Consider the following 14,297-nt stretch of genomic DNA (forward strand, 5'->3'; position numbering starts at 1 on the left):
GGTTCATTTCAGTGCGACGTTCAAGGCTTGTGGTCTTGGCTCTGTTGCTCGGACTGGTTCTGACCGGACTCTCGACCGCAATTCAAGCGGCCAGCGATGGCAACGAAGATGCACGCGACGCGTTTGCAAAGGCCCAGGAACATCGCTCTCGCGGTGATGTAAGATCCGCTCGTATCGAGTTGATGAACGCAATCAAGGCGGACCCGCAGTGGATTGATGCGCGTGTCTTGCAGGCTGAGATATTGTTGAAGTTATTCGATGGTATCGGCGCGGAGGCGGAACTGGAGCGCGCCTTTGACCTGGGTCTTGAAGTTACGGAAGTGCGGCATCTTTATGGTCATGCTTTGCAGTTGCAGGGGAAATGGGATCAAGCCAAAGAGCAACTTTTTGCAAATGATATTCCGGTTCAGCATCAGGCCTATGCCGCCAGAATTGTCGGCCGTGTAGCTGTCCAAACTGGCGACGATGCGTTGGCAACCAGAGCTTTCGACCAAGCCATCTCACAGGATCCTGCAAACGCTGACCTGTGGGTTGATGTGGCGCGGTTTCGTGCCGGATCGGGCGACCAGGCAGGTGCGATTGCTGCGGTAGACGAGGCGGTTAAGCTGGAACCGAACAATATTCGGGCGCTGCAATATCGCGGAGAGCTTATCCGTTTTCAGTTCGGTTTGGCAGCCGCTCTTCCGTGGTTTGAAAGAGCGCTGCAGATTGACCCCAATGATGTGTCCCTGCTTACCGAATATGCCGCGACACTCGGGGATATGGGGCGGATGACGGATATGCTGATCGTCGCCCGGAAAATCATTTCGCTCGATGGCCGGAATCCCCGGGCTTTTTTCATGCAAGCAGTGTTGGCGGCACGGGCGGGTGAATTTGGTCTGGCGCGTACGCTCATGCAAAAGACCGAGGGGCGGTTGGATGACGTGCCGGCGGTGTTGCTGGTGCAGGGTATAATTGAGTATGGCGAAACGAATTATAACAGCGCGGTCGATAAATTCAGGCGGCTCGTCTCACTACAACCAAATAACCGGCAAGCACAAAACTTGCTGGCGCGGTCGCTTTATCTTGCAGATGATCCGGAAGGTACGATCGAGGTTTTGAAGCGTCAGGCAAATAGTAGTGGCGCGGACCCGTACGCGTTATGGCAGGCTGGACGGGCTTTAGAGGCGATGGGCATGCAAGCCAGGTCTGTCGATATGCTGAATCGAGCAGCACGGCATGATATCGGCGGAAAAACGGCTTTTGTGCCAAAAACACCAATTGGGGTTTTGCGTGCCGAAGCTGAACGTGCGCCTGATAATGCAATCGCAGTTATACCTTATATCCGGGCGCTATATCACAGCGGGGATTTTGCCGCCGCCTTTTCGCAAGCAAAGCGCTTGCAACGCGGTAACCCCGGTGCAAGCGACGCTCATTTGCTGGTCGCAGACACCGCCATAGCCTTGGATGACTATGACGAGGCACTAAATGCGCTCGCTATCGCTCGACGTATCCGCTTTTCCGAACCCGTTATGCTGCGCATTGTTGAAGCACTTCGGGCAAAAGGGGCCATGCAAGAATCAGGTCAGGTATTGGCAGAATATCTGAACTATAATCCCAGTAACATCGCGGGTTTGCGCTGGATGGCTTATGAGCATCTCGAAACGGAAAACTGGGACATCGCGCGCAGGATACTGGAGAGTCTGCGCAAACGTATTGGTGACAATGACGCCTTGATCATGGCGGGGCTGTCCCAAGCTTACACGGGATTAGGGCAAACGGAAAAGGCGGTCAGTGCAGGGCGGATTGCCTATTCTGTGCAACCTTCAAGTCCGGTGGTATCGCATCTCTATGGGCGGGCACTCTTGGCAGATGGTTCACGGGCCAAGGACGCATATGACCTGATCAAGAAAGCAGTGACGATGGTGCCGCAAAATGCCACTTATCGCCGAAGTCTTGCGCAGGCGTCTGCTGCGCTCAAGCAGTGAAAGTGATAAAGAGTAGCGGGCTTGAAATTCAGGCTTCGTTTTCGAGCAGTTCATCCAGCTTGATATTCAGTCGCTTCATTTGACGTTCCACTGGCGGCCAGACATTCTTGATAAAATCCGCGCGCTGCGCATCCCGCAATTTGGCCTTTGCTCCGCTTGCCACGAACATGCCAACACCGCGTTTCACTGTCACCAGGCCATCTTCCTGAAAACCTTGATAGGCTTTTGCAACTGTAAGAGGGTTGGCTCCTTGCTCCACTGCAAAGCTGCGGACGGATGGCAACATATCACCTTCGGCATATTCGCCATCGAGGATGGATTCCGAGATGATATCCCGCAATTTCAAATAGACAGGTTTGCTTGCATTGTTCATACTGCTTCACTGCCATAATACAGCGATGCAGGCAAGGGGTAAGTATCATTATTCTGCCGTTTAGTATTGTTTGAAACCAGTTGCCTCAATTATGTACCCGTCCACCGGGAAAGGACTGTTTTCAATTCCGGACGCGGACGTTCGGCAAGTTCTCCATCAGCAGTGCCTGCGAATATGAAACCGGCAATGCGCTCAGGTGCTTTTCCAAACAAGTCACGGACATCGTCATTATAAGAGGGCCAGCCTGTAATCCAGCCTCCGACAAAACCGTGGGCATGAATGGCGTGAATGATATTCATGGAAAATGCACCACAGCTCAGTTCCTGTTCCCACAGCGGTATTTTTGTCGATGTAACGGGAGAAAACAGGACAACCAGCAAGGTCGGTGCTTGATGCGCCATTGTCTCCAGGGCTTCCAGCTCCAAACGCCCTGCATCGGGCTTCTCGCTCTGATAGGCCTTCGCCAGTTCGGCAGCCAAAAGGCTGCGCTGATCGCTATCTATCCGAATGACGCGCCAAGGGGCCAGCTTCCCATGATCTGGCGTTCGAAGCGCGGTAGCGACAATATCTTTAATCTGTTCGTCGCTCGGCCCCGGAGCGATCATGTTGCGTGGCCGGCCGGAACGGCGGGAGGATAAATAACTGTTGAGGCTGGAAAGGTCATTGAACATGTTTTTAACCTTGTAGCGACAGCGAATGATTGCAACGTTTTTTGTTCACAAACTGGTCACAAGTGCAACAATATGCTTCACACGCGATCATTTTTGACTAGGGTGCGGTTCAACTGGGCTGCGATCGACAGCTCGCACAACTACAAGGGAGGCCGATTTAATGGCTAGTGGGTATCAAGAAGCGGGAGACGCAAGGGGAACTTTCCTCGGCCATCCCAAAGGTCTGTTTGTTCTGTTTTTTGCTGAAATGTGGGAGCGTTTTTCCTACTACGGCATGCGGGCTCTTCTAATATTTTACCTCACCAAGCACTGGCTCTTCTCCGATAGCGAATCCGGCATCATTTACGGTGCGTATACGGCGCTGGTCTACATTACACCGGTGGTCGGCGGTTACCTTGCTGACCGATATTTAGGGCAACGAAAAGCCGTTCTTTTCGGCGCCGTATTGCTTACTTTGGGCCATTTTTTCATGGCTTTCGAAGGTGAGGCCGCAGTCGGTCATGTTGATAATCCGGTGATCAGCGTCTTTTGGCTGGCTCTTGCACTTATCATTGTTGGATCAGGCTTTCTGAAGGCCAATATCTCGGTCATTGTTGGCCAGCTGTACCCTCGAACAGATGTCCGCCGGGATGGTGCTTATACGATCTTCTACATGGGCATTAACCTTGGCGCCGCGCTGGGTTCACTGCTTTGTGGCTATATCGGTGAAACTTACGGCTGGGCTTATGGCTTTGGTTTGGCAGGCATTGGCATGTTGCTTGGCCTGATCGTGTTCATCTGGGGCAAGCCGTTGCTGCTTGGTCGCGGTGAGCCATCTGATCCGGAGAAATTGAAACAGCCTGTGGCCGGTCTGAAGCTGGAATGGTGGATGTATATTGCCGGTCTTGCCATGGTTGGTATCTGCTGGTTGGCCATTCAGTATCAGGATCTGGTCGGTTATGTGCTTGGCGTGTTTGGCGGAGGTCTCGTTCTATACGTCCTTTACACCGCCGTTTCCAAGCTGTCGTCGGAAGAGCGTGACCGGATTTTTGCCGCCATGTTCCTGATTGTCACATCAATCATTTTCTGGGCGTTGTTTGAACAGGCGGGCTCCTCGCTCAACCTGTTCACTGATCGTCACGTTGATCGCGCAGGTGTCCCAGCGTCGACTTTCCAGTCAATCAACGCCATTTACATCATCCTGCTTGCACCGGTTTTTGCCACTGTGTGGACGGTTCTTGGGCGCAAGGGCATGGAGCCATCGGCGCCATTTAAGTTCGGCCTTGGTGTTGTCCAGGTTGGTCTGGGTTTCTTGGTTCTTGTCTGGGGTGCGCAAGCTGCAGGACTTGAAAATGCCACGCCTGTGATCTTCATCTTCCTGATCTATCTGTTGCACACGACCGGCGAGCTTTGCCTGTCTCCGGTTGGACTTTCGGCCATGAACCGGTTGGCACCGGGGCACATGGCCAGCTTGATCATGGGGACCTGGTTCTTCGCTTCAGCAACTGGCAATTTCGCCGCCGGTCTGATCGCTTCAGCGACTGGAGCGGAAGGCGTTGGTCAAGAAGCAGGTAAGCAGGTCGTACTTGATGTATATTCCACCGTAGGCTGGGTCGCTGTAGCAGTCGGTTTCGGTGTGTTGGTGATTTCACCATTGATCAAGAAACTGATGCATCTCGATACGCTTCAGGACGACAATATCGGCGATGATCTGGAAGGCCAAAGCGAATTTGGGGAACCAGCGGCTGCCGGTATTCATCCGACGACAAAATCTTGAATGGGCAATTTTTAACGTAGAGGTCGAATATGAAATGGAAGGACTTGCTGGCAGTGGCTGCTGTCGGAGCATTGGTTACGGGTTGCGCAGCCACAGCGGCTGAAACCGAAACCGCGAGTGCATCGGTAAGCGGTCCGAGCAAGAGCTCGGCAAAAGCCGCATTTCCTTCCACTTATAAACGCTATCCATCTGACAATACGGTCATCACTGGCGCGACGATATTTGACGGTGAAGGCCAGCGGATCGACAATGGCGTAATCTTTATGTCGGCGGGGGAGATCGTCTCGGTTGGTGGTCCCGGCACTGCAATACCGACCGATAGCACTATCATCGACGGAGCCGGTAAATATGTAACGCCGGGCATTATCGACATTCACAGTCATTTGGGCGATTATCCGACGCCCAGTGTTCCAGCGCATAGCGACGGGAACGAGGCCACTTCACCTGTCACACCAGAAGTCTGGGCGGAGCATAGCGTCTGGCCGCAGGACCCTGGCTTTTCCCGGGCATTGGCCAATGGCGGGGTAACGTCGTTGCAAATCCTTCCCGGTTCGGCAAACCTGTTCGGTGGTCGGGCGGTGACGCTCAAAAACGTGCCAGCTCGTACCGTGCAGGCGATGAAATTTCCCGGAGCGCCTTATGGCATGAAAATGGCCTGCGGCGAGAATCCGAAAAGGGTTTATGGCAACCGGAACCGCAAGCCCGCGACACGAATGGGTAGCCTGTCACTAACGCGCCAGACATGGATTAATGCGCAGGACTATCGCAAGAAAAGCAAGGGAGCGAAACCACCGAAGCGCGATTTGGCTATGGAAACACTGGTGGGCGTGCTTGATGGCGATATATTGGTGCACAACCATTGCTATCGCGCTGATGAACTCAACCAGATCATCGATATGTCGAAGGAATTCGGGTATAAAGTGACCGCTTTCCATCATGCCGTTGAAAGCTACAAAATAGCCGATATCCTCGCCAAAGAAGATATCTGTTCAGCGATCTGGGCGGACTGGTGGGGCTTCAAGATGGAGGCCTATGATGCCATTCCCGAAAATGCCGCGCTGCTGCAACAGGCCGGAGCCTGCGTCGTCATCCACTCTGATGATGAAAACCAGATTCAGCGGCTGAACCAAGAAGCCTCTAAGGCACTTGCCGATGGCCGGGCAATGGGTATCGAAATTAGCGATGCGCAGGCGATCCAGTGGATTACCTATAATCCCGCCAAGGCTATGGGTATATCCGATCAGACCGGAAGCCTGAAGCCCGGTAAAATGGCGGATGTGGTGTTATGGAATGGTAATCCGCTGAGCGTTTATGCCCGCCCGGAAAAGGTCTGGATTGATGGTGCAATGCTTTACGATGCCAATGACTCCGGTCGTAGACCGGTGAGTGATTTTGAACTCGGCCAGCCGGGCGAAGGAGACGTGAAATGAAGCATCTCGCCACAATTCTTGTCTCTTCTCTTGCCCTGATGGCGGCTCCTGCTGCGGCTGAAACCATTGCGATTACTGGCGGAAAGGTAGTTGTCGGTGACGGCAGCGCGCCGATGGACAATGCGACGGTCGTTATCCGGAACGGCCGCGTAGTGGCGGCTGGCAGCAATGTCACCGTACCGGCGAATGCCCGCCGCATTGATGCCTCGGGCAAGTGGGTGACGCCCGGTATATTTGCAGGCTTCAGCCGTATTGGCCTGGTCGAGGTTGGTGCGGTTCGTTCGACCAATGATACCCGCGCGGCGGACTCGGTCTTCTCTGCGGCGCTTGATGTTCAATATGCCGTTAATCCCTTCGCTGCGCCCGTTGCGGTAAACCGCGCTGCCGGTGTAACCCGGGCGGTTGTTTCCCCGGGTACAGGCAATTCCATGTTTGGCGGCTATGGCGCGATTGTCGATCTGGGCCAGGACAGCGATCCCATTACCAAAGCGCGCGCTTTTCAATTTGTTGAATTCGGCGAAACCGGCCACCGCCGGGCAGGGGGCAGCCGTGCCGCAGCGCATATCCTGTTCCGTGCTATGCTGGAAGAAGCGCGGACCTATTCGCGCAGTCCGTCGCTGTTTGACAGCGATCTGATGAAGGCATCTGATGCCAAGGCATTATTGCCGGTTATCAACGGCTCCACGCGGCTGATGGTGCATGTGAATAGTGCCAATGACATTTTGAAAGTACTCGATCTGCGTAAGGACTTTCCGTCGCTGAAACTGGTACTAGTCGGTGCACATGAAGGATGGCGGGTGGCCAATGCCATTGCGGCAGCGAAGGTTCCGGTATTGGCGTCGGCGCTTACCGATCTGCCGGAAGGGTTTGAGGAGCTGGCCGCGACGCAATCCAACATTGGCCGGATGAAACAGGCAGGCGTGCAGGTCGGCATCGGAATGATCAACGACCGCGATGCGCATCAACTGCGCTACTCGATGCAATATGCCGGCAATCTGGTGGCACTGAACAGGATTCCTCGCGCAGCGGGATTGAGTTGGGACGAAGCCTTTGCCGCAATCAGTTCCAAACCGGCCGAGATTATGGGTATGGGCGCGAAGCTCGGATCACTGAAGGCGGGACGGCAGGGCGATGTGGTCATCTGGACCGGCGATCCGCTGGAGCTGTCCACACAGGTGGAAACCGTGTTTATCGATGGTGTCGAGCAATCGCTGTCCAATCGGCAGGAACGTCTGCGTGAACGCTATCGCAATCCGGCACCGGGGGCCCTTCCCAAGGCTTATGATCGGTAACGGGCGGCGGTTCAAAGTTCACACAAATCACACCTGGTGGTGACTATTCCAAACTGAGAAAGAGCGCTGGCTAGGATTTCATAGCGAAAGCCTCTCAGGAAAGTGACATCTGCCCGGAAGACCAGCTTTGGTCAGAGGCGGACCATGGCCATCATCGCTTCGCCATAGCGTGGGCCAGAAGTACCACCGACCGGCGCGGCTTTCTCCAGTTCGTCCAGATCAGCGTCAGTCAGCGCGACCTCTACTGCGGCCATGCTGTCTTCCAGCGTGGCCCGGCGTTTGGAACCAGGGATAGGGACAATGAAGTCACCCTGAGCCAAAAGCCATGCCAGCGCGATCTGCGCCGGTGAAACACCGTGGCGTTCGGCGACCTGCTTGACGACCTCAACCATTTTCAGGTTCTGATCAAAATTCTCTTCCGAGTAGCGCGGATCACGCAAGCGATAATCATCGGCATCGAGATCATCGCGGCTGGTAATTTGGCCAGTAAGGAATCCGCGGCCCAATGGGCTATATGGTACGAAACCGACATTCAGATCCTGACAGATCGGCAGAATTTCTTCCTCAATACTGCGTTCCCACAGAGAATATTCCGATTGCAGGGCCGCAATTGGATGAACGGCGTGTGCACGCTTTATAGTGTCCGCTCCTGCCTCTGACAGGCCGAGGTAACGAACCTTACCGGCCTGGACGAGCTCTGCCATTGCGCCGACCGTATCCTCAATCGGTACATCGGGATCTACACGGTGCTGATAAAACAGGTCGATGACATCAACCCCCAAACGCTGGAGAGAGGCATCACAGGCGCGGCGGACATTGGCAGGGGAGGAGTCCGTCCCGATATTCGGCATGTCGGTAAGATCAAAGCCGAATTTGGTGGCAATGACCAAACGGTCGCGCCGTCCCTTTATTGCCTGACCCAGAAGTTCTTCATTCTTGTATGGTCCATAGACTTCGGCGGTGTCAAAAAAGGTCACGCCCAATTCTATCGCGCGGTCGAGCGTTGCCAGGCTTTCAGTCATATCGGCCTGGCCATACATGCCGCTGCCGATGCCGAACATCGGCATGCAGCCAAGACCCAATGCCGATACTTCCAGTTCTTTACCGAGCTTGCGATATTTCATTATGCAGTTCCTCTGATGGCAACTTTTGTTTGTCCAGATAACCGAAAATCTCTCGTTTAATCTCCGGCGCAAAAATGTAGAGCGCGATGATATTGGGAATGGCCATCAGGAAAAAGGCACTGTCGACCAGCTTGATGACCTGCCCCAATTCCAGCATCGCGCCGATCGGCAAGCATATAACATAGACAAACTTATAAGACCAAATCGCCGCCTTGTTGTGGCCGAACAAATAGCACCAGGCTTGCTGACCATAGAAACCCCAGGCGCAGAGAGTGGAAAAGCCGAACAGGAAAACCGCGACGGCGAGCAGATAGGGGAACCAGTTTGCGACAGTGGCGAACGCGGCAGATGTAATCTCTATACCCTCGACATCGCCGACATAGGTGCCAGCAACGACCATCGCGATTGCGCCCAGAGAACAGATGACCACTGTATCGATAAAAGGTTCCAGCAGGGCAACCAGGCCTTCCGAGGCTGGTTCATCAGTGCGTGCCTGGGTATGCGCGATAACTGCAGAGCCGATACCTGCTTCAGAGGAGTATACCGCGCGGCGCATGCCTACAACAAAGGCGCCGATGGCTCCACCAGCAGCAGCTTCGCCGGTGAAGGCGTCTGAGACAATCAGGGCGATGGCTGCCGGAACCTGTTCGAAATTGATCGCGAGTATCGCAAAGACGCCGCCCAGATAAACGAGGCCCATAGCAGGGACGACAGAAGCCGTGACCCGCGCCAGCCAGCCAACACCGTTAATCACCACCAAACCGACGAGAGCCGCCATGATGATTCCGTAGATCAACGGCTCAGTGAAACCGGTGACATGGGCCACCTGCGCATAGCTCTGGTTCACCTGAATCAGGGGGATTGCCCCGAACAAGGCGAGAAACGCATAAATGCCGCCAATGACAAGCCCGATTTTGGCGAACCCTTTTGCAGCCAGTCCATTTTTCAGCGTGTACATGGGGCCGCCGCGAACATCGCCATTGGGCTGAACTTCGCGATATTTGAGGCCGAGTGTGACCTCTGCACATTTCAAAGTCATCGCGACCCAACCGATTATGAACATCCAGAAGGCAGCGCCCGGTCCGCCGGTTGAAAGGGCGATCGCTACGCCGGCGATATTCCCGAGACCCACAGTGCCCGACAACGCCGTGGTAAGCGCAGCAAAGGGTGACATATTGCCCGGTTGGTCAGGGCTAGTGAACTTCCCCCGCAGCGCCCGGAAACCGGCGCCCATACCGCGCAGATTGATAAATCCCAGATAGGCAGTGAAGAACAGCATAGGGAAAGCCAACCACAAGACCACAAGCTCAATATCAATGCCGAATATATGGGTCTTATAAAAAACCATGTCGGACAAGCGGTCGATAAGACCATTTAGAATTTCAATCATTTTACCGCTTTGTTCCCTGTTTCGGCTTTATACTGTTCGGGCCAGACGCTAAGGCTTAACCAAACGCAATGCCAACCTTTAATTGGCGGGCGTACCAATTGGAGATTGCAGTCTGTTATGACAAAGAAGTTTTTTGGGACGGACGGTATCCGCGGACTGACCAACAAAAGTCCGATGACCGCCGAAATTGCCATGAAGGTAGGGCAGGCAGCGGGTCGGCATTTCCTCCGCGGTGATCATCGTCACCGGGTTGTGATCGGCAAGGATACTAGGCTTTCCGGCTATATGATGGAAAACGCTTTGGTCGCGGGTTTTACCAGCGTGGGCATGGATGTTGTGCAGGTTGGTCCAATGCCGACACCGGCGGTTGCCTTGCTAACACGTTCGATGCGGGCTGACCTGGGAGTGATGATTTCAGCCAGTCACAATCCCTATTATGACAATGGCATCAAACTGTTTGGGCCCGATGGTTTCAAACTGTCTGACGAGGACGAACTGAAGATCGAAGGCTATCTCTCGGAGGATGCCAAGCTGGCCCCTGCCGAGGATATTGGCCGCGCGAAACGCTTTGAAGATGCACGTGGCCGCTATATTCATGCGATAAAAATGTCGCTGCCCGACCATATCCGGCTGGATGGACTGAAGATGGTGGTCGATTGTGCGAATGGAGCTGCCTATCAGGTGGCGCCTTCGGCTTTTTGGGAATTGGGCGCCGAAGTTATCACCATCGGTGTCGAACCCAATGGCAAGAATATCAATCATAAGTGTGGTTCCACCGATGTCGCTACCTTGCAGGAAAGTGTTGTCGCCAGCGGTGCACATATCGGCATAGCGCTTGACGGTGATGCCGACCGGTTGATCGTAGTGGATGAAAAAGGCCAGATTGTTGACGGGGATCAATTGATGGCCCTGATCGGGTCCAGCTGGAGCCGCAATGGTTTGCTACGCGGAAATGGGATTGTCGCTACAGTCATGTCCAATCTCGGGCTGGAGCGGTTCTTAACGTCGCAAGACCTGACCCTTGTGCGTTCCAAGGTGGGTGATCGCTATGTGCTGGAAGAGATGAAAAAGGGCGGTTTCAATGTCGGTGGCGAACAATCCGGCCACATGATCATGCTGGACCATGGCACAACTGGCGACGGCACTATCGCCGCCTTGCAGGTTTTGCGCGAACTGGTGGAAAGCGGAAAGCCCGCGAGCGAGCTTTTGCATTTGTTCGACCCGGTTCCGCAACTTCTGAAGAATGTCCGATATTCCGGCGGCGCACCACTGGATGATGAAAGCGTGAAATCAGTCATCGCGGAGGCCGAGAAAGAGCTGAACGGCACCGGGCGGCTTGTCATCCGTGCCTCGGGGACCGAACCACTGATCCGTGTGATGGCAGAAGGCGATAACAGCGATCAGGTCAATCAGGTCGTCGATCGCATCTGCAATGTTGTAGCGGAGGTTGCGGCTTAATGCTCGAGATGCGCCCCGACTGTGAAAGCTGCGGCAAGGACTTGGCGGCCAGCGAGAGCGGTGCGCATATCTGTTCGTTCGAATGCACCTTTTGTGATGACTGCAATACGGCCATGCACAAAGGCACATGCCCAAATTGTGGTGGCATCTTGCTGCCGAGGCCCACGCGGTCTATGGCTCTTTTAGAGAAATTTCCGGCATCTACCGAGCGGAAATATAAAGGCTGATCGGGGTTTTCCATGATATTTCTGGCGATCATTGTCATGTTGTTGTTCGTACCCGTAGCGATTGGTCTGGGCTTGTTCATCATTGCCCCCGACTGGTCACAGGAAAATCGTCAAACCATCATTATCAGCATCGGAATTGTTGATTTTCTGCTGTTTGCAGCAGTCATCTTGTTATTTTTCGCGATATGAAGGCGGATTGCCCGCGGGTCCTGTCCATCGCAGGTTCGGATAGCGGCGGCGGCGCAGGGATACAGGCTGATATCCGGACGATTACCAACCTTGGTGGCCATGCAATGACCGCGATCACGGCTGTTACCGCTCAAAATAGCGCAGGTGTGACCGCTGTTGAGTTGATGACGCCAGATATGGTGCTGGCCCAGATTTGGGCGGTGATGGATGATTTTGATGCTGATGCGATCAAGATCGGCATGTTGGGATCTCCGGAAATAGCTCTTGCGGTTGCAGGGTTTCTAAAATCCGTGCGGAACAAGCCGGTTATTCTTGACCCGGTCATGGTAGCCACCAGCGGCGCGACACTGGCGGATGAACGCACGATTGCAGCGTTTGAAAAAATCATTCCGTTGAGCAGCCTTGTTACGCCTAACCTGGACGAAATGGAACGTTTGGGTGGGGAGGGTGCTATCCCTGGTTATCAGGTGCCGTTTCTAGTCAAGGGTGGTCACGGGCAGGACGAGATTTTGGTCGATAAGCTGGTCGGCGCAGATGGTGAGATAGAACGCTGGGAAGGCCGCCGGATCGATACACGCCACAACCACGGAACAGGCTGTACCTTATCCTCGGCGATCGCGACCTATCTGGCACAAGGAAACGAACTGGCTGCTGCGATTGGCAAAGCGCGTAACTATGTCAGAGAGAGCCTTGAGGTCGCGCCAGGCTTTGGCGCCGGTCATGGCCCCATGGGTGTGCCGAAGGCATGACCATCACTTTGACGGCCGGGATTGATGAAGCGGGCAGGGGGCCGCTGGCCGGACCGGTGGTTGCAGCGGCGGTCATATTGCCGGATGGCCATGGAATAAGCGGGCTGGATGATAGTAAAAAACTGACCGCGAAACGGCGTGCGATGCTTGAACAAGAAATACTAGAAAAAACTATATATAGCATAGCATTATGTGATGAATCAGAGATTGATTCTATCAATATTTTGCAGGCAACCATGACTGCAATGACACGAGCGGCTGATGGATTATCGCAGAAACCCGATCACATCCTGGTTGATGGTAATCGCCTGCCAGAATGGGATCATGAAGCCGAAGCGGTGGTTGGTGGTGATGCCATTCATGCCTGCATCTCGGCCGCCTCAATTCTGGCTAAAGAGTATCGAGATCGCATGATGATTGCAGCGGCTGCAAAATATCCTGAATATGGCTGGGAGCGGAATAAGGGCTATGGCACGGCTGAACATATGGCAGCGCTCAGGAAACATGGACCAACGCCCCTCCATCGGAAGAGCTTTGCACCAGTAGCGCAGTTTTCTTTGCTGTAGGTGGTTGGGCTTCAGGCAGCCTGCTTTGCGCTCGCCTTGGGTTTTTCCGGGACCCATTCGCCATTTTCATCCTTGATATAGCGCGGGGCCCATTTGACGTTCCACACAAGCCCCATTTTTTCCCACAAGCGGATAATGCCGGCGCATGGATCAAATTCCCACCAGACGACACCCGATGTGGCCGAACGGGGATGTTGATGATGGTTATTATGCCATCCGTCGCCCATGGTGAGGATATTGATCAGCAGGTTATTCCTGGCCGTATCGTGGCCTTTGAACCTTTGGGAACCAAATAGATGGCAGATGCTGTTGACGCTCTGCAATACGGTGAGCACGGCAAAAATCCTTAGGAAACCGGCGATTAAAATCGTTCCGATAATCGCTTCGGGCCCCGCAAAGGCCAGAGCCCAGAGCGCCGGGAAAACAATCGCGGAGACAAAATACCAGAACCAGCGTGTGCGGTGGGCGAACATGACGATTTCGTCATCGACCAGACCTTTGCCATAGATGCTGAGGTCGGTCGTTGTCCGGTCAAACAGCCAGCCGACATGGCTGTGATGGAATTTGGCGAAACCTTTAAGCGGCTTGCCATAGCCGTCAAAATGGGGGCTATGCGCGTCGCCGACCTTGTCGGTCATTGCGTGATGGCGGCGGTGATTGGCCGCCCAGTGCAGGGCAGAACCTTGCGCCGCCGACTGGGTCAATATCGCGATAAATATACCCATCGCTTTGGACGTTTCGAACGTCCGGTGTGAGAAATAGCGGTGATAACCGACAATGCAGCCGACCATGGAAAGGAAATAGCCGACGAGAAAGGCGGACCATTCCACCCAACCGGAACCATAAGCGAACATCCAATAGATTGCGGCTATGGAGCCGCCGATCTTGGTCGTCGACAATATGGCATGTTCCCGCAGTTTAGCTCTCGCAGCGCGGCCGCCATATTTGGCGCCAAACGGGACGGTTACGGCTTCTTTTTCAGGTTGTAGCAGCCCTTGCTCTGTATCGTTGGAATCTGCTTTGAAAAGATTTTTTTCAGCCGGTTGCCCTACCGTATCGGTCATGTTTTTAACATTGGTATCGATAGTCATTGCGTGCCCCGTAC

14 protein-coding genes are annotated in these 14,297 nt (G+C 54.2%); 9 read left to right on the forward strand and 5 right to left on the reverse strand.

From position 1 onward, the window contains the following. The first annotated feature begins 35 nt into the window (after positions 1-35). The gene (locus tag AC6I9Z_RS09630; RefSeq protein ID WP_461455608.1) at positions 36-1,967 is read left to right on the forward strand and encodes a tetratricopeptide repeat protein; all 1,932 of its coding nucleotides are present in this window, start codon (positions 36-38) and stop codon (positions 1,965-1,967) included. Between the two features lie 28 nt (positions 1,968-1,995). Here the strand turns inward: AC6I9Z_RS09630 and AC6I9Z_RS09635 are convergent, their stop codons facing one another. Both AC6I9Z_RS09635 and AC6I9Z_RS09640 read right to left on the reverse strand, forming a co-directional pair. After that, complete coding sequence (locus AC6I9Z_RS09635) at positions 1,996-2,340, reverse strand: GntR family transcriptional regulator (protein WP_109357286.1); 345 nt, start codon at positions 2,338-2,340, stop codon at positions 1,996-1,998. Between the two features lie 89 nt (positions 2,341-2,429). Further along, positions 2,430-3,011: a nitroreductase family protein gene (locus AC6I9Z_RS09640; protein WP_461455610.1), complete on the reverse strand. Its 582-nt coding sequence runs from the start codon at positions 3,009-3,011 to the stop codon at positions 2,430-2,432. A 160-nt stretch (positions 3,012-3,171) separates the two neighbouring features. On the opposite strand from AC6I9Z_RS09640, the gene AC6I9Z_RS09645 reads away from it, so the two are divergent. The 3 genes from AC6I9Z_RS09645 to AC6I9Z_RS09655 are packed head-to-tail and all read left to right on the forward strand — an operon-like array spanning position 3,172 to position 7,489. After that, the gene (locus AC6I9Z_RS09645; protein ID WP_461455612.1) at positions 3,172-4,767 is read left to right on the forward strand and encodes a peptide MFS transporter; all 1,596 of its coding nucleotides are present in this window, start codon (positions 3,172-3,174) and stop codon (positions 4,765-4,767) included. A gap of 29 nt (positions 4,768-4,796) precedes the next feature. Then, positions 4,797-6,197 carry an amidohydrolase gene (locus tag AC6I9Z_RS09650; protein WP_461455614.1) on the forward strand — a complete coding sequence of 467 codons (1,401 nt, stop codon included), beginning with the start codon at positions 4,797-4,799 and terminating at the stop codon, positions 6,195-6,197. Then, positions 6,194-7,489, forward strand: a complete 1,296-nt coding sequence (locus AC6I9Z_RS09655) for an amidohydrolase family protein (RefSeq protein WP_461455616.1) — start codon at positions 6,194-6,196, stop codon at positions 7,487-7,489. The genes AC6I9Z_RS09650 and AC6I9Z_RS09655 overlap by 4 nt, the downstream gene beginning before the upstream one ends. 131 nt (positions 7,490-7,620) lie before the next feature. Here AC6I9Z_RS09655 and AC6I9Z_RS09660 read toward each other — a convergent pair whose 3' ends face one another. Both AC6I9Z_RS09660 and AC6I9Z_RS09665 read right to left on the reverse strand, forming a co-directional pair. After that, complete coding sequence (locus AC6I9Z_RS09660) at positions 7,621-8,613, reverse strand: aldo/keto reductase (protein ID WP_461455618.1); 993 nt, start codon at positions 8,611-8,613, stop codon at positions 7,621-7,623. After that, a complete protein-coding gene (locus AC6I9Z_RS09665; protein ID WP_461456887.1) occupies positions 8,591-10,000 on the reverse strand; it encodes an alanine/glycine:cation symporter family protein in 1,410 nt (469 codons plus the stop codon). The genes AC6I9Z_RS09660 and AC6I9Z_RS09665 overlap by 23 nt, the downstream gene beginning before the upstream one ends. 120 nt (positions 10,001-10,120) lie before the next feature. On the opposite strand from AC6I9Z_RS09665, the gene glmM reads away from it, so the two are divergent. From glmM to rnhB, 5 genes are read left to right on the forward strand one after another with little or no spacing between them, the layout of a single operon-like run. Further along, entirely contained in the window at positions 10,121-11,461 is a 1,341-nt protein-coding gene (glmM, locus tag AC6I9Z_RS09670; RefSeq protein WP_461455620.1) for a phosphoglucosamine mutase, read from the forward strand. Beyond that, positions 11,461-11,688 (forward strand): DUF1272 domain-containing protein, encoded by a 228-nt coding sequence (locus tag AC6I9Z_RS09675; protein ID WP_461455622.1) that lies wholly within the window; start codon positions 11,461-11,463, stop codon positions 11,686-11,688. The genes glmM and AC6I9Z_RS09675 overlap by 1 nt, the downstream gene beginning before the upstream one ends. Before the next feature lie 12 nt (positions 11,689-11,700). Beyond that, positions 11,701-11,877, forward strand: a complete 177-nt coding sequence (locus tag AC6I9Z_RS09680) for a hypothetical protein (protein ID WP_461455624.1) — start codon at positions 11,701-11,703, stop codon at positions 11,875-11,877. Further along, the gene (gene thiD / locus AC6I9Z_RS09685; RefSeq protein WP_461455626.1) at positions 11,874-12,626 is read left to right on the forward strand and encodes a bifunctional hydroxymethylpyrimidine kinase/phosphomethylpyrimidine kinase; all 753 of its coding nucleotides are present in this window, start codon (positions 11,874-11,876) and stop codon (positions 12,624-12,626) included. Before AC6I9Z_RS09680 ends, thiD begins: the two co-directional genes overlap by 4 nt. Beyond that, a complete protein-coding gene (gene rnhB / locus AC6I9Z_RS09690) occupies positions 12,623-13,192 on the forward strand; it encodes a ribonuclease HII (protein ID WP_461455628.1) in 570 nt (189 codons plus the stop codon). The genes thiD and rnhB overlap by 4 nt, the downstream gene beginning before the upstream one ends. An 11-nt stretch (positions 13,193-13,203) precedes the next feature. Here the strand turns inward: rnhB and AC6I9Z_RS09695 are convergent, their stop codons facing one another. Next, entirely contained in the window at positions 13,204-14,283 is a 1,080-nt protein-coding gene (locus AC6I9Z_RS09695) for an acyl-CoA desaturase (protein ID WP_461455630.1), read from the reverse strand. Between the last annotated feature and the right edge of the window lie 14 nt (positions 14,284-14,297).

Source organism: Parasphingorhabdus sp. (genome assembly GCF_059726685.1).

Bases quoted from the DNA above. Each gene is read 5' to 3' on its own strand.
- rnhB (WP_461455628.1), top strand. From the start codon at position 12,623: ATGACCATCACTTTGACGGCCGGGATTGATGAAGCGGGCAGGGGGCCG.
- thiD (WP_461455626.1), top strand. From the start codon at position 11,874: ATGAAGGCGGATTGCCCGCGGGTCCTGTCCATCGCAGGTTCGGATAGC.
- AC6I9Z_RS09645 (WP_461455612.1), top strand. From the start codon at position 3,172: ATGGCTAGTGGGTATCAAGAAGCGGGAGACGCAAGGGGAACTTTCCTC.
- AC6I9Z_RS09660 (WP_461455618.1), bottom strand. From the start codon at position 8,613: ATGAAATATCGCAAGCTCGGTAAAGAACTGGAAGTATCGGCATTGGGT.
- AC6I9Z_RS09680 (WP_461455624.1), top strand. From the start codon at position 11,701: ATGATATTTCTGGCGATCATTGTCATGTTGTTGTTCGTACCCGTAGCG.
- AC6I9Z_RS09650 (WP_461455614.1), top strand. From the start codon at position 4,797: ATGAAATGGAAGGACTTGCTGGCAGTGGCTGCTGTCGGAGCATTGGTT.
- glmM (WP_461455620.1), top strand. From the start codon at position 10,121: ATGACAAAGAAGTTTTTTGGGACGGACGGTATCCGCGGACTGACCAAC.
- AC6I9Z_RS09675 (WP_461455622.1), top strand. From the start codon at position 11,461: ATGCTCGAGATGCGCCCCGACTGTGAAAGCTGCGGCAAGGACTTGGCG.
- AC6I9Z_RS09640 (WP_461455610.1), bottom strand. From the start codon at position 3,011: ATGTTCAATGACCTTTCCAGCCTCAACAGTTATTTATCCTCCCGCCGT.
- AC6I9Z_RS09635 (WP_109357286.1), bottom strand. From the start codon at position 2,340: ATGAACAATGCAAGCAAACCTGTCTATTTGAAATTGCGGGATATCATC.
- AC6I9Z_RS09695 (WP_461455630.1), bottom strand. From the start codon at position 14,283: ATGACTATCGATACCAATGTTAAAAACATGACCGATACGGTAGGGCAA.
- AC6I9Z_RS09655 (WP_461455616.1), top strand. From the start codon at position 6,194: ATGAAGCATCTCGCCACAATTCTTGTCTCTTCTCTTGCCCTGATGGCG.